Consider the following 20,735-nt stretch of genomic DNA (forward strand, 5'->3'; position numbering starts at 1 on the left):
TTATGCTATACTATTCACTATGGAAAAAGAAAACGTTAAGGGATATATTGAGCATTTTATTTACAGAAATGCGGAAAATGGATATTCGGTGGCTAATATTGTCACGGAAGATGATGAGATCACCTGCATAGGGAATTTCAAGGATGCGGATGTCGGAGATACTTTGGAGATGGAGGGAGTGTATGTTGAACACCCTGTCTACGGCCATCAGCTCAAAGTGGATTCTTATAAGATAGTTGTACCTGACGACGCGGTCTCAATGCAGAGATATCTTGGATCCGGAGCGATAAAGGGAATAGGAGAAGCCCTTGCCGCAAGGATCGTCAAAAAATTCGGATCGGATACATTCAGAATAATAGAAGATGAGCCTGAAAGACTTGCTGAGATCAAGGGAATCAGCGAGAAGAAGGCAATTGATATATCTATCCAGATGGCGGATAAAAGAGAGATGCGCGATGCGATGATCTTTTTGCAGCAGTATGGAATAACAAATGCTATGGCAGTTAAGATATACAACAGGTACGGAACTCAGATTTACGGGATTATTAAAGAAAATCCGTACAAGCTTGCGGATGACATAGCCGGAATTGGATTTAAAATAGCAGACGATATTGCTGAAAAAGTTGGCATTTGCGTAGATTCAGAGTATAGGATCAGGAGCGGTATCATGTACACTCTTTTACAGGGGACGATGGATGGAAATACTTATCTTCCTATGAAAGAGCTTGCATATAAGACATCGCTTCTTTTGCAGAATAGTCCGGAGGATGTAATTGATACGGATGACATAATGACGCAGATCCAAAACCTTATCATGGACCAAAAGCTTGTGTGTAAGGGTGAAGACAATGTGTACGCATCGTCTTATTTCTATGAGGAACAGGGATGTGCGGCTATGCTGCACGGTCTTAATATATCGGAAAAGATCGGCCCTCAGGAAGAGGAGCTTTATAAAAAACGCATCTTGGAAATTGAGCACAAAAAGGGAATCGAGCTCGACGACCTTCAGAGAGATGCGGTCATAAAGAGTATTGCAAACGGAGTGGTAATAATAACCGGAGGACCCGGAACAGGTAAGACCACTACTATTAATACAATAATAAACTACTATGCTTCGGATGGACTCGATATCATGCTTGCAGCACCCACAGGACGCGCAGCTAAGCGTATGACTGAGGCTACGGGCTACGAAGCTAAGACGATTCACAGACTTCTCGAAGTTACAGGTCAGGTCGAGGATGATGACGAGAGGCGTCAGGGCGTAAAGTTTGAGAGGAACAGAGATAATCCGCTTGAAACGGATGCGCTTATAATCGATGAGATGTCCATGGTTGACACACATCTCTTTAACGCACTTCTAAGGGCGCTTGTGCCCGGAGTTCACCTGATACTTGTTGGTGACAGTTCGCAGCTTCCGAGCGTAGGACCGGGACAGGTTCTCGGGGATCTGATATCAAGCGGCAAGTTTCCTACGATCTTTCTTAAGAAGATATTCAGACAGGCGGAAGAAAGTGACATTGTAATGAACGCTCACAGAATCCACAGAGGAGAGAAGCCTGTTCTGGATAATAAGAGTAAGGATTTCTTTTTCTTGGAGAGAAATGACGCCGATGTCATATATAAGCATATGATCCAGCTCATAAGGGATAAACTTCCCGGATATGTCAAAGCTTCGCCATACGACATTCAGGTTCTTACGCCGATGAAAAAAGGTCCGCTCGGTGCGATACAGCTTAACCTCGTTCTTCAGAAATATCTGAATCCGCCTGATTCTTCCAAGAAAGAGCATGCATACGGTGACCTCATCATAAGAGAGGGCGACAAAGTAATGCAGATAAGGAATAATTATCAGGCTAAGTGGGAAGTTGTCGGCAAATATAATATTCCTGTCGATTCCGGAATGGGCGTGTACAACGGAGATATGGGAATTGTCAAAGAAATAAATGAATATTCTCAGGATATCGTAGTGGAATTTGACGAACACAGAAGAGTAAGGTATCCTTTTTCCGAGCTTGATGAAATAGAACTGTCTTATGCAATAACGATACACAAGTCCCAGGGCAGTGAGTATCCGGCGGTCATTTTGCCTATTCTCGGCGGACCCAGGATGCTTCTTAACAGGAACCTTCTCTATACGGCTGTTACAAGAGCAAGGAGCACGGTCTGCGTCCTCGGAAGCAGTAAGACGCTCTGCGAAATGACGGAAAATGAAGAGCAGCTTAAGAGATATACGGGACTTGCGGATAGGATAAAAGAAATATTTGATGCAGACAGTAACTAAAGAAATAAAAGACATATTTTGTGTGGTAAAAGAAATTGTATACCCCGGAAGATGTCCTGTATGCGACGGAATATTAAATACTTTTGAGATTAGAAACGGCAGGATAAAAAGAGGGCGTCTTATTCATGAAGACTGCATAAAAAAGATCAAGTTTGTAAAAACTCCGACATGCATAAAATGCGGAAAAGGACTTACGGGTGCGGATGCTGACAGAGAGTATTGCGATGACTGCGCAAAAATGAAGCATGCGTACGACAGAGGCTTTTCTCTTTTTCAATATAGGAGTGTTTCCGGATCTGTTTACAGATTCAAGTATATGGGAAGGCAGGAATATGCGGATTTTTATGCAAGGGCAACCCAAAAGGCTCTTGGGAAGAAGCTTTCCGGTCTTGGCATAGATCTGATAGTGCCTGTTCCCATGTACGCGCGCAAAGAGGCAGAGAGAGGATACAACCAGGCTGAGGTCTATGCAAGGAAAGTGTCTGAAATGCTTGATATACCAATGAAAGCAGACCTCATACAAAGAACCAGAAACACTTTGCCCATGAAGAATCTGGATGTCCGCGGGCGGCGCAATAATTTGAAAAAGGCTTTTAATATACAACGAAATGATGTAAAATTTAAGTGCATACTTATTATCGATGACATCTACACAACGGGAAGTACCATTGATGAGATTGCCCGTTTGTTAAGATTGGCCGGAGCTGAAAAAGTTTATTTTTTAACACTCGCAATCGGGCAAACTACATAGTCTAGCGGAGGTTATGTATATGAACTTACGAAATTGTTCCAGATGTGGCAAAATGTTCAATCATATCGGTGGTCCTACGATATGCGATCAGTGTAAGAAGGCTATTGAAGAGGATTTCCAGAAGGTTAAGCAGTACATCCAGGATAATCCCACCGCCAGTCTCAGGCAGATCGCAGACGATAATGAGGTTTCCTCTAAGCAGATTCAGCAGTGGATACGTGAAGAGAGGCTTATGTTTTCAGAACACTCACCAATTCAGCTTCAATGCGAGAATTGTGGAGCGTCAATTTTAACAGGAAGATTCTGTGCTAAATGTAAGACATCAATGGCAAACAATCTGGCGACCAGCTTCTCAAAGCCTAAACAGGTTATGCAGGAGCAGATTAAGAAAGACAACAAAGCCGGAATGCGTTTCCTGGATACTTAAGGAGCAAAGATGTTAAATGAAGAGAAAGTCATTTTGATGACCAAGATGGCTGCATTTATTGATCGTGAAGGAAAAAATAATGACGCGATAAACTCTTATTTTAAGAGTGATTACGTGGCTTTTAATGTTATAAAGTCGCTTATTAGTGCAACGATTGTTTTCGCAGTTTTTATCGCTGCATATGTTTTATACGATTTTGAAAAAGTGTTATCTGATGTATATAATACGGAAAATCTTATTGCAACCGGCAGGAGGTGGCTAATATACTACCTCCTGCTTGTTGGCGTGTATTCGCTTGCTTCATATATAATATATTCTTATCGCTATTCCAGAATGCGAAGGAGTATGAGAGCATATTATGAAAATTTAAAGAAACTGGCAAGAATGTACGAAAAGGAACAGTGACATGACTTCATTATTGGAATTAAAGATTTATATCAAAAAATTTTATATTAAAAACGAGGTTTACATTAGCTACGCGTGGAAATTCCTTTTGGCACTTATCACAATCTGCATAATAAACAGCAAATTGGGATATATGGACAGCCTTAAGAATTTTGTGATAGTTCTGATGGCATCGCTGCTGTGTTCTATTCTCACGCCTAATTGCATAGTATTTATCGCGGCGTTATTTATCACGGGACATCTTTTTGAATTGTCTTCGGAATGTGCACTTTTCGCACTTATAGTGTTTGTGCTTATGTTTCTGTTGTATTTCAGGTTTTCGCCTAAAGATACACTTGCGGTTCTTTTGACCCCGCTGTTTTTCTTTATGCATATACCGTATGTGATGCCTTTGGCTATGGGACTTTTGGGTGGACCTACATCAATGGTATCCGTATCATTCGGACTTATCATTTCATATATGCTTGCGTTCTTCTCCAAGAACTCACAGTCTTTCGGAAGTGAGGGTGTGGAGGAAGCTGCAAATGCATTCCAGTCTGTAATAACAGGATTGTTGGGTGATAAAGCAATGCTCGTTTCGATAGTTGCATTTTCAATAACTATCGCTATTGTATACGCTATCCGCAGATCTTCTGTTGATAAATCATGGAAGATTGCAATTATTGCCGGAGCAGTTTCACTTATTATGTGTACTATGATCGGAGATCTTATCTATGATACACAGATGTCGCTCGGCGGAGTTGTTGTCGGAACAATTATTTCCGCACTTCTTATGTTTGTGGTTGAGTTTTTTGCATTCAATCTGGACTACAGCAGGACTGAGAAAGTTCAGTTTGAAGATGATGAATATTATTATTATGTAAAGGCGGTACCAAAGGTTACAGTTTCTACGCCGGAAAGGAAGGTTAAGAAGATCAACCGTGCAATGGATCAGCACAGGTGATTTTTAAAGGATTGATATGGAAACAGTTCAGCAGTTTTTTGATCTTGAAGCGTTTCGTATACCTTCCGTGAGACCTACTGATATTCTGGAGATACTTATTATCGCGTTTCTGGTTTATCATGTTTTGTTGTGGGCAAAAAACTCCAGACTTTGGTCAATGCTTAAAGGCGTAATAGTCATTATTGCATTCATCTTGTTTGCGGAATTTTTCCAGATGAATACAATATTGTGGATTGTTGGAAATTTCTTTAACGTTATCATCATAGTAGTAGTTATTATATTGCAACCTGAGCTTCGAAGAGCGTTGGAAGAACTTGGAAGAAAAAACTTCTTCTCCAATGCATTCTTCTTCGGAGATATGAAGTTCCAGGAGCGTTTTTCTGATAAGACACTTAATGAGATTGTAAGGGCCTGTGTCGAAATGTCAAAAGTTCGTACGGGAGCACTTATTGTTATTCAGCAGGATTTTTCACTTGCTGAATTTGAGAGAACGGGTATAGCTGTTGACGGAATTGTTACGAGTCAGCTTCTTATAAATATTTTTGAACATAACACACCTCTTCATGACGGTGCTGTAATAATACGCGGAGACAGAGTTGTATCCGCAACATGTTACCTTCCTTTGTCAGACAACATGGGAATTGGTAAAGAACTTGGAACCAGACACCGTGCTGGTATCGGTGTATCTGAAGTGACTGATTCACTTACTATCATTGTTTCTGAGGAAACAGGAAAGATAAGCGTTGCATATGAAGGCGAACTCGATAAATCTGTTGACAGTGACAGACTAAGAGACAGGCTTAAGGTTTTGCAGAACAAGCATGCGGAAGAAACGCATATTAAGCACTTTGCCAGAAAGGCCAGGGTGAAGAGATGAAGAAGATCATGTCAAATTTTGGGCTTAAGCTTGCTTCGCTGGTATTTGCTGGTGTTATATGGTTGTCTGTGACAAATAATCAGGACCCTCAGATTTCAAGGCAGATCAGAGATGTTCAGGTCAAGATTGTCGATAACAGTAACTATTTAAAGAATAATAATCTTGTCGGATGGGCAGTGGATTCATCAGATCTTAGCCAGAGCGTAAAGGTCAAAGGAAAGAAATCTATAGTTGATACATTGACCAACAATGATATAAAACTGGTAGCGGATTTAAAAAATTTGCCTGTTCAAGGTACCGACAGCACAGTAAGAGCAATACCTATTGAAGCGGTGGTAGAGAACAACAACGGTACTGATATCGTAGATATAGAATTAAGCAACGATAAGTTGGAGTACAACGTTGAAAAGAAGATAAGTAAGACGCTTGAACTCAAGCCTGTTCAGATCGGACATCCCGATGATAAATATATTGTCGGTGATAAAGCAATTGAGCTTGATCAGGTTAAGATAGAAGGCCCCGAATCGGTGGTCAACAATGTTACGAAAGCAACAGCGGAGATAGATGTAGCGGGACTTACACGTACAATGAACGTAACCGCCAATATCGTACTTCGTGATAAGAATGATGAAGTTGTCGAGACAAATGATGCTGATGCTTCACGTGTAAAGATCATAAATAATAATGGAAAACCCACTGTAAGGGCGGAAGTTGAGATACTTGAAGGTAAATTTGTGCCGATCAGATGTGTTGTATCGGGAGAACCTGCAGACGGTTATGCGGTTACCGGAACAGTGAGCACGCCTGATAAGGTTCAGATAGCAGGTGATTCAAAAGTTATATCTAAGATAAAAGAGATCACGATAAACGACTCTGAGCTTGATATAGCGGGTAGGACACAGGATCTTAACTATACCGTGGAACTTGATAAATATCTTCCCGACGGCGTTCGTTTCGGAGAGGATTCAAAAGCAAAAGCAACGGTAGTGGTAAGTATCGGTAAGTTATCATCCAAAAACTTTGCGGTTGATATAAAGAATATTGGTGTTGAGAACCCTGTTCAGGGATATGATATTAAAGTTGATACCAATGAATATGATTCCGTAGCGCTTACTCTTCTTGGTTTGGATTCTGCGCTTGCGGCTGTTGATGAGAATGCTTTGAAAGGTTCCGTTGACGCTACGCAGTTAGTCAAAGAAAACGGCACAGAAACACTGAGAGACGGTGTTTACAGTGCAAAAGTTAAATGGAACAACCTTCCTGAAGGGGTTAAAGCATCGGACGACGTTGAAGTATACGTTCGTGTTAATAAAACTAATTAAATGAGGTTATTTCGATGGGCAGATTATTTGGAACAGATGGTGTAAGAGGCGTAGCAAATGATGAGTTGACACCGCTTCTTGCAATGCAGCTTGGACAGGCAGGAGCCTATGTTCTTTCAAAAGAAGTTAACCACAGACCAACCATAATGGTGGGATGTGATACAAGATTATCGGGAGATATGCTTGCAAGTGCACTTATGGCAGGTGCATGTTCTGTAGGTGCAGATGTAGTAAATGTAGGAGTTATCCCTACTCCCGCCGTTGCATATCTTACAAGAAAATACAGAGTTGATGCCGGTGTAGTTATTTCGGCTTCACATAATCCGATGGAATTTAATGGGATAAAGTTTTTTGATGCAAATGGTTATAAGCTTCCTGATGAACTTGAGGATGAGATTGAGGCACTTATAAAGAACAATATGGAAGGCGTTAAGATGCCTACAGGTGCCGGAGTCGGCAAGATCAAGAACAGAAGTGATGCAAAAGAAGAATATATAAATCACAATCTTAGAGCAGTTGATATCAGCCTTGCAGGAATGAAGATCGTAATGGACTGCGCAGAGGGTGCTTCGTATTATACTTCTGTTGAGGCAATAAGACAGTTAGGCGCAGAAGTTGTAGTGATTCACAACAATCCGGACGGAACCAACATTAATGCGGGATGCGGCTCAACTCATATGGAAGAGCTTATGGGAAGAGTTGTTACCGAGAAGGCAAATATCGGACTTGCTTTCGACGGAGATGCTGACAGATTCCTTGCTGTTGATGAAAAAGGTAAGATGGTCGACGGTGACGAGATAATGGCTATTATCGGTAAGTTTATGAAGGATAACGGTAAACTTGCCAAGAATACAATCGTTGCCACTGTAATGAGTAACCTTGGATTCTTTAAGATGGCAGAGAGAGAAGGCATCCAGGTGGATAAGACTAAGGTCGGTGACCGCTATGTGCTTGAGCATATGAAAGAAATCGGTGCGAACCTTGGTGGAGAGCAGTCGGGACATATCATTTTCCTTGATGACAATACTACCGGAGACGGTCTGTTGTCGGCTTTGCATCTTCTTGAAGTTATGGTAGTTACAGGCAAACCGCTTTCAGAACTTTCACAGGTCATGGAAGTAATGCCTCAGGCATTGGTAAACGCGCATGTTCCTACACACAAGAAAGATGCGTTCATGGAATATCCGGAGATTGCAAGTGCTATAGCAGAACTTGAAAAAGAATTTGCGGGAGACGGAAGAGTGCTTATAAGACCTTCGGGAACAGAACCGCTTGTAAGAGTAATGATCGAAGGTAAGGAGCAGACTAAGATTGATGAAGAAGCTAAAAAGCTTGCGAAGTTGATCGAGGAGGTTATGTTATAAATGGTTAGTAAGAAGGTAGTCATTACAAACCCTACAGGTTTGCACTTGAGACCTGCGGGAAATCTTTGTAAAGTGGCTATGAATTTTAAATCACATATAACTTTTTCGTACGGTGACAATGTTGCCAATGCAAAAAGTGTTTTGAGTGTTCTCGGCGCTTGCGTTAAATGCGGCGACGAACTTGAGTTTAATTGTGAAGGCCCCGATGAAGAAGAAGCCATGAGTGCAATGGTTGAAGCAATCGAGGGAGGACTTGGCGAATAAGCCGTACATGTGATAATATATGTCACATGCGCAGATTGACAAGAATATAAGGCGGACGGCAGTTATGCCGTCCGTTTGCTAAGTTAACTACAAGATTAATATATACAGGAAGTAAAAGGGAGTAGCGATGGATAAGATAATTGTTACGGGATGTAATGGACAGCTTGGAAGAGCGATAAATAAGGAACTTGGAGCAACAGGAAAATATGAGATCGTAAATACCGATGTGTTTGAGGGAGAGGGAATTATTCCTTTGGACATTACAAATGTTGATTCCGTAATTAAGCTTGTTAAGGACGTTAAGCCCAAGGCAGTGATAAATTGTGCTGCATATACCGCAGTAGATAAGCAGGAGAGCGATGTTGACCTCTCATACAAGATTAATGCCATTGGACCAAGAAATCTGTCTATAGCATCAACAGAGGTTGGTGCAAAGCTTGTACATGTGTCTACCGACTATGTATTTGCGGGAAACGCAACAAAACCGTACACAGAGTTTGATGCCACAGGCCCTGTGAGTGTTTATGGTAAGACAAAACTTGCCGGAGAAGAGTTTGTAAAGCAGTTTGCGAAAAACTACTTTATTATCAGAACCGCATGGCTTTACGGAGACGGCAAGAACTTTGTAAAGACAATGCTTAAACTGTCTGAGAATCACGACGAGATAAGCGTTGTAAACGATCAGCTTGGTAATCCTACAAGTACGACTGAGCTTGCAAAAGCTATTCATTATCTTATGAATACGGAGAACTACGGAATTTTCCACGGAACATGTGAAGGCGATACAAACTGGGCTGATTTCACAGAAGAAATTTTCAGAATTGCAGGAAAGAAAACTAAGGTCAATCATGTGACCACAGCGGAATATCAGGCAAAGAATCCTCAGTCCGCCCCCAGGCCGGCATACAGCATTTTGGAGAATTATATGTTGAAACTTACAACAGACTTCATGTTTGCAGACTGGCACGATGCAATTGAGCAGTACCTTAAGGAACTTTTGTAATAATAGTAAAATTAAGCAAAATAGAGGTTTGAATGCAGTTTTGGAATGACATACTGGGTAACAAAGTATTGGTTGCTGCTTGTAGCGGATGGTTTGTTGCACAGGTACTTAAAACAATATTATATGTGATTGTAAATAAGAGCTTTAATCCCGAGAGACTTATGGGTGATGGAGGAATGCCCAGTTCACATTCCGCGACGGTCATGGCAGTCGTTTCATCAACATGCGTGTTGTACGGAGCAAGTTCATTTGAATTTGCTATTTCGGCAGTTCTTGCGCTTATCGTAATGCATGATGCAATGGGAGTAAGATGGGAGACAGGCATTCAGGCTAAGGTGATTAACAATATGATGGATTGGTTCCTTCAGCTTGATAAGGATATACCTGTAGAAGAGAAGCTCAAGGAGTTTGTCGGACATACTCCTATGCAGGTTCTCTTTGGAGCTTTACTTGGAACATTGATAGGCTATTTGATGACTATTTGATTATCTAATGGATCGGGGGCTAGTTGCAGCATGTTATCAGTTGTTCTTATTTGGTTGTATGTCATTGTAACAACATACCTGATAGGATATGGTTTCATAAATATTATGCTGCCTTTTTCAAAGCGTGGTAAAGCTATGCAAAAAGGCGGTGAAAAAGCCTACCGATTTCATTCTCACACCGGCTACATAATGAGCGGTGTCTTGATTTCAACAGTTTATGCACAGATCTGGAGTATATTTGACAAAGTCGAGTTGAATTGTCATGTTTTTCTAATGTTCTTCGCTTGTATCTTTGGTGTTGTTTACAGGGATAAAATGAGTGAAGAACTCAGGATGCTTCTTCGAATTATCCGTTCATACAAAAGCAGAATACTTTACCTGGTCGTTTTCTTTTTGATGGCTTACGGAACTTCAAGCGGAATCATGCATTATGATTCCGACCTTTATCATGCGCAGGCTATTAAGTGGATAGAAGAGTACGGAGTGGTAAAAGGACTTGGAAATCTTCATGTAAGACTTGCATATAACAGTGCTGCGTTTCCGCTTTCTGCGCTCTTTAGCATGAAATTTCTGCAACTTGACCGGTCTTATCATGTTATGGCCGGATTCTTTGCACTTGTCCTTGCGTGGGAATGTGTTGAGTTAAAGAGCATTATACGGAGAGGAAATATCATAATATCCGATTTTGCAAGACTTGCTGCGATCTATTATCTTTTTGGAATATTTGATGAGATGGTCGCGCCTGCATCAGACTACTTTGTTGCAACGCTGGTATTTTATATAGTGATCAAATGGCTTGACCTGTATGTGCGACACGAGCATTCATATGTGCCGTATATCTTCCTGACCTTTTTAAGCGTCTATGCAACAACTATAAAGCTGGTAGCGGCTCCGCTTATGCTGGTGGCTACCATTCCGATATATAGACTTTTGAGCAACAGGACAAAACACAAACTTCAGGTTTTCTATTCATCAATTCTGGGGGCGCTTATCATTGCTGTTCCGTTTTTTGTGAGAAATGTGATCATATCGGGATGGCTGATGTATCCTGTGACTGCAATAGATCTTTTTGACGTTGACTGGAAGATTCCAAAGGGCGTTGCGGAATATGACGCGCTTGAGATAAAGACATTCGGAAGAGGCTTTTCGGATGTGCCGAATCATGTGCATATGTCATTTACAGAGTGGTTTCCGAAGTGGTTTTCTGATCTTTCATCCTTTAATAAAATGGTCATTATTCTGGATGTTGTGGCTATTTTTATATATGTACTTCTTTCAGTCCACTATATTCTGGTGGATGCCAGGGAAGGAGCACTTGGTGATAAAAAAATCACCGGAAAAATATTTGATATCAAAATGCGAAGCATGCTTAGGACAGGTGACTTTTTCGCTATCGGCGGAACAATGATAACGTGCTTCCTTTTCTGGATGGCAAGTGCTCCGCTTATAAGATACGGTATTGTATTCGCGCTACTTACAGCTGTAGTCATTCTGGGAAGAGTAGTTATCCTTATCATAAATAAATTCGATAAGCGCAAAAAAGAAGTCTTTTTCAAGAGCTTCACCGCCGTAGTACTTTTATGGCTTACATTCAAAGGTGTCAACCTCGTCGCTGAAGCAGAAAAAAGATTTAATCCTTTGTATCTTTTAAAACAACAGGACTACGGAGTATACGAAGTTAAACCCTACGAAGTAAACGGAGTCACATTCTATTATCCGAAAGAAGGCGACCGCGTAGGCTACGAGCCATTCCCGTCCTCCCCTGAAAACCTCACAGGAAAGCTGGAATTCAGAGGAGACAGAATAGAAGACGGATTCAAAAAAGCAAATTAAGCATCGAGAAAAAATAAGAATTATGGTAAGCTGAATGCCCGGCTATAGAATAGCCACAGGTACATTTATCCGAATATGGGAGCATTCGGATAAATATACCTGTGGCCTGTCACGGCGAGCATCAGCGCTCTGCGCGCATAGGATTTTCAAGGAAATCTTTGTAGGCAAGCTTGATACCGTCATCAAGCTCAGTTTTGTAGGTCCAGCCAAGTGCTTTTGCTTTTGATACGTCAAGGAGCTTTCTGGGAGTTCCGTTCGGCTTCGAAGGATCCCATCTGATCTCGCCTGTGTAGCCGATGATTGAAGCAACTTTCTCTGTGAGCTCTTTTATCGTGAGCTCTTTTCCTGTACCTGCATTGACAGTCTCATCGCCGCTGTAGTTATTCATAAGGAATACACAGAGGTTTGCGAGATCGTCTACATATAAGAATTCTCTCAAAGGACTTCCGTCGCCCCAGCATGTTACATAGGGGAGATTCTGTTCCTTTGCCTCATGGAATCTTCTGATAAGTGCCGGAAGAACATGAGAGTGAGTGGGATGGTAGTTGTCATTAGGTCCGTAAAGGTTTGTGGGCATTACGGAAATATAATCGGTTCCATACTGCTTGTTAAGGTACTCACAGTACTTAAGTCCGGATATCTTAGCAAGAGCATATGCTTCATTTGTTTTCTCAAGAGAAGATGTCAGAAGGCAATCCTCTTTCATCGGCTGAGGAGCCATTCTGGGATATATGCAGGATGATCCGAGGAATTCAAGCTTTCTACATCCGTTCTTCCATGCTGCGTGTATAACGTTCATCTCAAGGATCATGTTCTCATACATGAAATCTGCGAGAGCTTCGGAGTTACCCATGATTCCGCCAACTTTGGCAGCTGCAAGGAAAACGTAGTCGGGCTGTTCTTCTTCGAAAAATTTTTCAACAGCATCCTGTCTTGTAAGATCAAGCTCTTTGTGGGTTCTTGTAACTATATTGAAATAGCCCTGGTTTTTGAGCTCTCTGACAATTGCGGAACCAACCATTCCTCTGTGTCCCGCAACATATATTTTGTCATTTTTCTCCATCATGTTATTCGCCTCTTTCTTTGATTACTTATCAATACCTTTTTCAAGAAACTCTGCGAGATTAAATTCAACATGCTCGTTGGCTCTTTCAACCGCAACTTTGGCCATATCGTGTTCAACCATGATCTTAACGAGCTCTTCAAAAGATGTTGTCTGAGGATTCCAGTGGAGTTTTTCTTTTGCCTTAGTGGGATCGCCCCAGAGATTAACAACGTCTGTAGGTCTGTAGAAATCGGGTGATACTTCAACAAGTACCTTGCCTGTTGCCTTGTCATAACCTTTTTCTTCAGCGCCTTCGCCCTTAAATTCAAGCTCGATTCCTGCATAGTGGAAAGCAAGCTGTGCAAATTCACGGACTGAGTGCTGTACACCTGTTGCGATAACAAAATCTTCGGGTTTGTCATTCTGAAGAATGAGCCACATACATTCTACGTAATCTTTTGCGTAGCCCCAGTCACGAAGGCTTGAGAGATTACCGAGATAGAGCTTTTCCTGTTTACCCTGAGCGATACGTGATGCGGCAAGAGTGATCTTACGTGTAACGAAGGTCTCTCCGCGGCGCTCTGATTCGTGATTAAAGAGGATTCCCGAGCAGCAGAACATATTGTAAGCTTCTCTGTACTCTTTTACGATCCAGTAGCCGTAAAGCTTGGCAACAGCGTATGGACTGTATGGATGGAAAGGAGTGTTCTCATTCTGGGGAACTTCTTCAACCTTTCCGTATAATTCTGAAGTTGATGCCTGATATATTCTACATGTATCTGCAAGACCACACTGACGTACAGCTTCAAGAACTCTTAATACGCCGGTAGCGTCAACATCTGCCGTAAACTCAGGCGAATCAAAAGATACCTGCACATGTGACTGTGCTGCGAGATTGTATATCTCGTCAGGTTTTACTTTAGAAACAACGCCAAGGATACTCATTGAATCTCCGAGATCTCCGTAGTGAAGATGGAAGTGAGGCTTTCCTTCAAGATGCGCGATCCTTTCACGAAAATCTACAGAAGATCTTCTGATGACTCCGTGCACATCATATCCTTTCTCCAAAAGAAATTCTGCAAGGTAAGAACCGTCCTGTCCTGTTATACCTGTAATAAGTGCTGTTTTACCCATGTGTACTCCTAAATTTTATGATAAATTCTTCTTATTAAGTGTTTATTTTATCATAGTTTATCACTTTTTAACATGGGACATCAAATTTTTGTTCGTTGAAAGACAGGCGCTTTAAGTGTAAAATATTGAATAGGACTGCGCATTTATACATTTTTAAGACAGGACGATTTGGAGAAAAATTATGAAACTTTTGAGCGTTATAGTTCCTTGTTATAACGAGCAGGAAAACATACAGGATTTTTACGACGAACTAATGAAGAACGAAGCTTTTTTCAAAGAGCGGGATGTCGATATTGAGCTTGTCTATGTAAATGACGGTTCGACGGATAAGACTGTAGATATGGTAAAAGAGCTCAATAATAAGGACAAACGTGTTAAGCTTGTCAGCTTTTCAAGGAATTTTGGAAAAGAGGCGGCTATATATGCGGGACTTGAAAAGACGGCGGGAGACTACGTTGTTATAATGGACTGCGATCTTCAGGATCCGCCGGCGCTTCTGCCTGAAATGTATAAGGCTGTTGAGGAAGAAGGATATGACAGCGTAGCTACAAGGAGGGTAAACAGAAAAGGTGAGCCTCCGATCAGATCATTTTTTGCAAGGATGTTCTATAAGATGATAAACAGAATGTCCAAGACTGAGATTGTTGACGGTGCAAGAGATTATAGATTTATGACAAGGCAGTTTGTTGACGCGGTGCTGTCTGTTAAGGAATATAATCGTTTTTCCAAGGGAATATTCGGATGGGTAGGCTTTAAGAATAAGTGGATTGAGTTTGAAAATGTGGAGAGAAGAAAGGGTGAGACTAAGTGGTCTTTCTGGAAGCTCTTTATATATGCGGTTGACGGAATAATGGCGTTTTCAACGATACCGCTTTCGTTTGCGGCATTTACGGGATTGTTTTTCTGTTTGTTTTCTTTTGTCTTCATAATATTTACGATATGGAGAAAGTTGGCATTTGGCGATGAAACAAACGGATGGCCTTCGCTTGTGTGTATAATCTCACTTATAAGCGGAATACAGCTTTTTTGCATAGGAATTGTAGGTCAGTATCTTTCCAAGACCTATACCGAGGTGAAAAAGCGTCCTTTATATATAGTTAAAGAGGAAATTTAATGGTAAGTATAGTAGTACCCGTATACAATGCGGCGAGATATATCAGGAAAACTATCGACATGGTATGTGAGCAGACCTACAAGGACTGGGAACTCATCCTTGTTGATGACGCATCGCCTGATAACAGTGCGGAGATCATATCCGATATAATAGAATCAAGCGGAAAGAGAATAAGACTTATCAGAAAAGAGAGAAACGCCGGAGCTGCAGAAGCCCGTAACACGGGAATTGATGCATCCGCTGGAAGATATATCGCATTTTTGGATGCGGATGATGTCTGGATGCCGGATAAATTGGAGAAACAGATTGCTTTCATGGAAAAAACGGGAGCGGCATTTGCTTTTCATTCATATGAGTTTGGCGACGGACTTGCAAGACCTACGGGAAAGATAGTTCATGTTCCCGAGACAATGAATTTCAGACAGGCACTTTCAAGAACGGTTATATTTACAACTACTGTCATGTTCGATACGGAAAAGATCGACATGGAGATCATACATATGCCGGATGTTCCGAGTGAGGACACAGCCACATGGTGGAGAATACTTAAGAGTGGAATAGTCGGTTACGGACTTGATGAGAATCTTGCAATATACAGAAGACCACCAAAGTCGCTTTCATCTAATAAGTTTATTGCAATAGAGAGAATCTGGTTCCTGTACAGGAATATAGCTAATCTGTCGGTTTTGGAGTCATTATTTTATTTTGGAGGATGGGCGCTCAGAGCAACGCTTAGAAGGCTTTGATTGTCTGTAAAAGATATGAAACATAGTGAATCTGTAAAAAGAATTATGGTTTTATTGCTGGGGGCAGTAGGACTTGCCATGCAGACTGCCGTGTATGCGTGGTCTTGGTATATGGTTTATTACCCAATCTTACATGATTGGAGAAGATATAATTTTATAGATGGTAAATACGTTGGTGATGAGTATATGGGTAGAGGTATTACCTATAGCTTTTGGGGACATATATTTACCATACTTCTTTATTTTGCATTATTGGTAATTGTTGCTAATGCGTATGGCGGTCTTAAGATAGGCTATCTGAAGCCGATGGATGTATTTATGTCACAGGCTTTCACGCTTCTGGTAGTAAATATCATTACTTATTGTCTGTTTTTGATCATCGAGGTCAAATATGTTGATGTATTACCGTTACTGGGAGTATTTCTGGTTCAGCTGTTTATTTCTTTTGGCTGGGCATACATCACAAACTATATTTACATGTCGATATTCCCGCCGAGAAAGCTTCTTCTCGTAAATGGCGAATATGCGGCTGATGATATCATTGCAAAATTCAACACAAGAAAAGATAAATACAGGATCATCAAGAAGATGAATATTTCTGAGGGCATAGAAAAGATATATAAAGAGTGCCTTGAAGATTATGACGGAGTTATTATCTGGGATGTTCCAAACCAGTACAGAAACGGGCTTGTTAAGTTCTGCTACGGAAATAACAAGAGAGTCTATGTCATGCCTAAGATAACAGATGTTCTTCTTAAAGGCTCGACGCAGCTTCATCTTTTTGACTCACCGGTTTTCCTTTTGAGAGATTATTCCATTAAGGTGGAGCAGAGATTTTTAAAGAGAGTTATGGATATTGTGCTTGCTCTTGTACTCATAATTATCAGCTCACCTTTTATGCTTTTCACCGCTATTGCCGTAAAAGCATATGACGGAGGTCCTATCCTCTATAAGCAGGTCAGATGCACCATTAACAGGCGAGAATTTAAAATCATGAAATTCAGAAGTATGCGTGTTGATGCTGAGAAAGACGGTGTAGCAAGACTTGCTTCCAAGAACGATTCAAGAATAACCCCTGTAGGCAGCTTCATCAGAAAGTGCAGATTGGATGAGCTTCCTCAGTTATTTAATATTCTTAAGGGTGATATGTCATTTATTGGACCAAGACCTGAGAGACCTGAGATTATAAATCAGTATCTTAAGGATATGCCTGAGTTTGCTTTCAGAACAAGGGTAAAAGCGGGACTTGCGGGTTATGCGCAGATTTATGGCAAATATAACACTACGCCTTATGACAAGCTTAAGCTTGACCTTACATATATAGAGAATTATTCTATCTGGCTTGATATTAAGCTTTTACTGCTTACTCCAAAGATCATGCTTACGCCGGACAGTACCGAAGGTATTGAGGATGATCAGACAACAGCTATGAAGAACTCATAATGCGCAGAGAAACTGCGGATTACAGGGCAGATTGTGTAACTGCATACGGAGACAAAAATACATGGACACAAAAAAAGTTAAGTATACAGATGAAAGCTTGAACCTTAGGAGTTTTTACCTGAGGTTCCTAAAAAAAAATATGGATTCTTCCGGTTGCTGCGCTTATCGGTGCGATCATTGCAGGAGGAATCTATTATCTTGTGACGGTAACTTTTGGACCGGAGAGAAGATATGAGGCACAGGCAAGATTCTATCTGACTTACTCAGATGATGCGTATATTCGAAATGCTGAGGGTGAGAGAGTCCTTGACTGGTATAACGGAGCTACATGGACCAATTTTATTTTTAACGACCACGATTTCCTTCTTGAACTTGTTAAGACTATGAAAGAAGAGGGAGTGGATATATCGCAGGAAAGGATGAAAGTCCTTGAAGCCGCCGGCGGACCGGATATATCCAATCAGTTACAGGCTTTGGAAGAAGTCGGAGTTGATGTGATAAAGGATGAGTCCAAGATCAATGTAAAAGGAGACATAATCTCAAACGAGCGTTTTCTCCTTGTTACGATCAATGAGACTGATAAAGAACTCGTGGAAAAGCTGACGGATGCATTTATCAAAAGTCTTGAAAGCTACCCGACATACAATGCGTCAAAGGCTTTTGAATCTATAGTATGTACATCAAAAAGTGATGTTTATCTTGAGAAGACCGATAACAGGATTGCGGTAGCGATTATATTTGGAGCAATTCTTGCGGCTGTTTTGGCTTTTTTGGCAATTCTTTTGATTGATGCCGTTGATGAAGCAATCTACGTACCCGAAGAATGCGAGAAAAGATACGGCATAAGAGTGCTTGGAACCGTATTTCAGGGAAATGAAGCATGTGACCTGTTAAGAGGCGAGCTTGCCAAACTTTACGATAAATATGTTGCAGATAAAGAGAATATAGTTTTGATCTCATCCGATGCGGCAGATAATGCATCTTTTTCCGAAAAAGACCTTGAATCGGTTAAGAAGACTCTCGGAAGTGATTATGATGAAAAGCTTTCCAAGATAAAAGCAATTTCGGCTTCGGATATAGGGGCAGCAGAAGGCGCAATACTCGCGGTTCCCTATGGAAAGAAAAATGCGGCAATGACTGAGCATTTGATTTCACAGCTAAAAAAGATTGAATGCCCGGTGCTCGGAATTGTATTTACACGTGCGGATCTTAAATTTATTAAGAGATACTACGGAATCAAATGATGAAGGTGGCAAAAAGTAAATTTTGACACCGTATGATATATGAATTAAGCGAAAGAGACTATGTCAGGAAGATTGCAGATATTGGTGTCATCCGTTAATAAGGATGTGCACGAGCTCCCGGATAAAATGAATATTGAGACGGATGCAGTAATAGTAAATCAGCTTGTTGGAGCCAAAGGGGAATCAAAAGATGAGACCTTCGAAGCGGGAACAAAGATGATACGCGCATTTATAAGATGTGAAAAAGGTGTAGGACTTTCGAGAAATACCGCTTTATCCAAGGCTGACAGCGAACTGATCCATTTTGGCGATGATGATATTATCTATGACAAGGGCTATTCGGATAAGATCGTAAAAGAGTTCGACGATCACCCTGAGGCCGACATGATTCTTTTTAACGTAAAGGCTCAGGAGGGCAGAGAAACATATTGGAATGTTGATTTTGCCCCCGTTACATGGAAGAACTACGGCAGATATCCTGCGTATGCGATCGCTGCAAGAAGAGAAAAGCTAATAAACAACGGAGTTAAGTATTCCCTTTTATTCGGAGGCGGAGCGCCTTACATGAACGGAGAGGACAGCCTTTTTTTACATGATTGTTTAAAAGCGGGACTTAAGATATACAGGACTACTGTGGTTCTCGGTCATGAAGAAGCGGGTGAGTCCACCTGGTTTAAGGGATATACGGATAAGTTTTTTTATGACAGAGGTGTCTTGTATGCGTTTTTGTACGGAAGCCTCGCTGATATTCTCGGTTTTAGATTTCTTTTCAAATATAGAAAAGAAATGTGTGCGGAGAAAGGATTGTTTAAGTGTTTCAGGCTTCTTTCCGACGGCATCGGAAAGGGAAGGGAACTTAAGAAGGCAAAATGATAGTATATTTTACATTGACAGTAGCTGTGCTTGCGCTGCTTCTTTTGGTAAAAAAGAATACCGTATCCGAATGTGCGGGCTGCGGACGTATCGGATTTCACAGAGGTATGACAAGGCAGGATGCCATAAATGCCATCGTACTTGCGGCAATATTTCTGGGGCTGTTTGCTGTGTCGGCGCTTAGGCTGAACGTAGGAAACGACTACGCAACGTATGTTGAGCATATGCATCTTATCAACTCAAAATCGGACGGATGGATTCCGAAAGTTCCGGAAGAAGAGGGGTTTAAAGCCTTAACATATGTTATTTATAAGCTCTGCGGATTTGAGAACTATGTTTTGGTATTTGGCATATTTGCTTTTCTTACAGTTCTTTTTTTTATGAAAGGGATATGGAGGCAGAGTAAGTGGTTTGAATTGTCATTTGCAATGTTTATGTTGCTGGGCTTTTATTTTCAGTCATTAAGTACCGTTCGTTATTATTTCGGGCTTGGAATAGCCTTGCTTTCAATAGAATATTTGGTGAAAAAAGATTTTCCGAGATTTGTACTTATGATCCTTGTGGGAGCTCTTTTTCATAAATCTCTTCTGATAATCTTGGTGCTATATCCGATCGCGGTGATAAACTGGAAGAAATGGATGTATGCTTTGGGAGCTGCTTTAGGAGCTTCGTGTTTCTTTTTAAGACCGATTTATGCGAAGATTGCGGTTAAGATCTATTCGGACTATCAGGGAACGGCAACTTATGACAGGATGATCGCCGGCCCTATACATTACAGTTATATCAGTATTGCAAGGTGTGCACTTATCCTTGCGGCATCGATCTACTTGTACAAGGATGAGATAAAAGGTAACAGGGAGAACATTTTCTTTTTCCACTGCAACGTAATGTCACTTGCGCTTTATGTGTTTGCGGCGTTTTTGACGGATGAAGTGATTTCGAGAATATCTTATTATCTTACGATAACACATGTATTGTTTGTACCGGCGCTTCTGCTTGGTATCAAGGATCCTAAGAAAAGAAAGATCTGCTCGATGCTGGTGCTTGCGGGATGCTTTATGTATTTTGTGATATTTATGAAGAGGATAGCGCCTGCGAACGGAACGAGAATACTTCCGTATACGACGATAATGTTTGATGATATGCCACCGATTCTTTCTGAGACAGGGTATTAAAGAGTA

At 41.1% G+C, this 20,735-nt stretch carries 20 protein-coding genes; 18 read left to right on the plus strand and 2 right to left on the minus strand.

The window, feature by feature from the left end:
• The first annotated feature begins 19 nt into the window (after positions 1-19).
• The 12 genes from recD2 (at position 20) to CD00_RS0114470 (ending at position 11,955) form a co-directional block, all read left to right on the plus strand.
• Positions 20-2,281: an SF1B family DNA helicase RecD2 gene (gene recD2, locus CD00_RS0114415; protein ID WP_026656602.1), complete on the plus strand. Its 2,262-nt coding sequence runs from the start codon at positions 20-22 to the stop codon at positions 2,279-2,281.
• The gene (locus CD00_RS0114420) at positions 2,265-3,032 is read left to right on the plus strand and encodes a ComF family protein (RefSeq protein ID WP_051594226.1); all 768 of its coding nucleotides are present in this window, start codon (positions 2,265-2,267) and stop codon (positions 3,030-3,032) included. The genes recD2 and CD00_RS0114420 overlap by 17 nt, the downstream gene beginning before the upstream one ends.
• A 19-nt stretch (positions 3,033-3,051) precedes the next feature.
• The gene (locus CD00_RS0114425; RefSeq protein WP_026656604.1) at positions 3,052-3,459 is read left to right on the plus strand and encodes a flagellar protein; all 408 of its coding nucleotides are present in this window, start codon (positions 3,052-3,054) and stop codon (positions 3,457-3,459) included.
• 9 nt (positions 3,460-3,468) lie between these two features.
• A complete protein-coding gene (locus CD00_RS0114430; protein WP_026656605.1) occupies positions 3,469-3,864 on the plus strand; it encodes a hypothetical protein in 396 nt (131 codons plus the stop codon).
• 88 nt (positions 3,865-3,952) lie between these two features.
• The gene (locus CD00_RS18560) at positions 3,953-4,807 is read left to right on the plus strand and encodes a hypothetical protein (RefSeq protein WP_242838981.1); all 855 of its coding nucleotides are present in this window, start codon (positions 3,953-3,955) and stop codon (positions 4,805-4,807) included.
• 16 nt (positions 4,808-4,823) lie between these two features.
• The gene (cdaA, locus tag CD00_RS0114440) at positions 4,824-5,684 is read left to right on the plus strand and encodes a diadenylate cyclase CdaA (RefSeq protein WP_026656607.1); all 861 of its coding nucleotides are present in this window, start codon (positions 4,824-4,826) and stop codon (positions 5,682-5,684) included.
• Positions 5,685-5,692: 8 nt separating this feature from the next.
• Entirely contained in the window at positions 5,693-7,006 is a 1,314-nt protein-coding gene (locus tag CD00_RS0114445; protein ID WP_207640506.1) for a CdaR family protein, read from the plus strand.
• A 14-nt stretch (positions 7,007-7,020) separates the two neighbouring features.
• A complete protein-coding gene (glmM, locus tag CD00_RS0114450; RefSeq protein WP_026656609.1) occupies positions 7,021-8,370 on the plus strand; it encodes a phosphoglucosamine mutase in 1,350 nt (449 codons plus the stop codon).
• Positions 8,371-8,634, plus strand: a complete 264-nt coding sequence (locus CD00_RS0114455; protein ID WP_026656610.1) for an HPr family phosphocarrier protein — start codon at positions 8,371-8,373, stop codon at positions 8,632-8,634.
• Positions 8,635-8,761: 127 nt separating this feature from the next.
• Positions 8,762-9,637, plus strand: coding sequence for a dTDP-4-dehydrorhamnose reductase (gene rfbD / locus CD00_RS0114460; RefSeq protein ID WP_026656611.1), 876 nt, complete (start codon positions 8,762-8,764; stop codon positions 9,635-9,637).
• A gap of 32 nt (positions 9,638-9,669) precedes the next feature.
• Positions 9,670-10,122 carry a divergent PAP2 family protein gene (locus tag CD00_RS0114465; RefSeq protein ID WP_026656612.1) on the plus strand — a complete coding sequence of 151 codons (453 nt, stop codon included), beginning with the start codon at positions 9,670-9,672 and terminating at the stop codon, positions 10,120-10,122.
• A gap of 30 nt (positions 10,123-10,152) precedes the next feature.
• A complete protein-coding gene (locus tag CD00_RS0114470) occupies positions 10,153-11,955 on the plus strand; it encodes an LIC_10190 family membrane protein (RefSeq protein WP_026656613.1) in 1,803 nt (600 codons plus the stop codon).
• Positions 11,956-12,076: 121 nt separating this feature from the next.
• Here the strand turns inward: CD00_RS0114470 and CD00_RS0114475 are convergent, their stop codons facing one another.
• Together CD00_RS0114475 and gmd are read right to left on the minus strand one after the other, a co-directional pair.
• Positions 12,077-13,018 carry a GDP-L-fucose synthase family protein gene (locus tag CD00_RS0114475; RefSeq protein WP_334291141.1) on the minus strand — a complete coding sequence of 314 codons (942 nt, stop codon included), beginning with the start codon at positions 13,016-13,018 and terminating at the stop codon, positions 12,077-12,079.
• 24 nt (positions 13,019-13,042) lie between these two features.
• Complete coding sequence (gmd, locus tag CD00_RS18565) at positions 13,043-14,134, minus strand: GDP-mannose 4,6-dehydratase (protein ID WP_051594227.1); 1,092 nt, start codon at positions 14,132-14,134, stop codon at positions 13,043-13,045.
• Positions 14,135-14,315: 181 nt separating this feature from the next.
• On the opposite strand from gmd, the gene CD00_RS0114485 reads away from it, so the two are divergent.
• The 6 genes from CD00_RS0114485 (at position 14,316) to CD00_RS0114515 (ending at position 20,729) form a co-directional block, all read left to right on the plus strand.
• On the plus strand, positions 14,316-15,248 hold the full coding sequence (locus CD00_RS0114485; protein ID WP_026656616.1) for a glycosyltransferase family 2 protein: 933 nt from the start codon (positions 14,316-14,318) through the stop codon (positions 15,246-15,248).
• Positions 15,248-15,994: a glycosyltransferase family 2 protein gene (locus CD00_RS0114490; RefSeq protein WP_026656617.1), complete on the plus strand. Its 747-nt coding sequence runs from the start codon at positions 15,248-15,250 to the stop codon at positions 15,992-15,994. Before CD00_RS0114485 ends, CD00_RS0114490 begins: the two co-directional genes overlap by 1 nt.
• A gap of 45 nt (positions 15,995-16,039) precedes the next feature.
• Positions 16,040-17,437 (plus strand): sugar transferase, encoded by a 1,398-nt coding sequence (locus CD00_RS0114495; protein ID WP_242838982.1) that lies wholly within the window; start codon positions 16,040-16,042, stop codon positions 17,435-17,437.
• A 200-nt stretch (positions 17,438-17,637) separates the two neighbouring features.
• On the plus strand, positions 17,638-18,681 hold the full coding sequence (locus CD00_RS0114505; protein ID WP_026656619.1) for a hypothetical protein: 1,044 nt from the start codon (positions 17,638-17,640) through the stop codon (positions 18,679-18,681).
• A gap of 60 nt (positions 18,682-18,741) precedes the next feature.
• The gene (locus tag CD00_RS0114510; protein WP_026656620.1) at positions 18,742-19,554 is read left to right on the plus strand and encodes a glycosyltransferase family A protein; all 813 of its coding nucleotides are present in this window, start codon (positions 18,742-18,744) and stop codon (positions 19,552-19,554) included.
• On the plus strand, positions 19,551-20,729 hold the full coding sequence (locus CD00_RS0114515; RefSeq protein WP_026656621.1) for an EpsG family protein: 1,179 nt from the start codon (positions 19,551-19,553) through the stop codon (positions 20,727-20,729). Before CD00_RS0114510 ends, CD00_RS0114515 begins: the two co-directional genes overlap by 4 nt.
• Positions 20,730-20,735 lie beyond the last annotated feature (6 nt).

This window comes from Butyrivibrio sp. AE3003, assembly GCF_000686065.1.
GTDB classification, from domain to species: domain Bacteria; phylum Bacillota; class Clostridia; order Lachnospirales; family Lachnospiraceae; genus Butyrivibrio; species Butyrivibrio hungatei_A.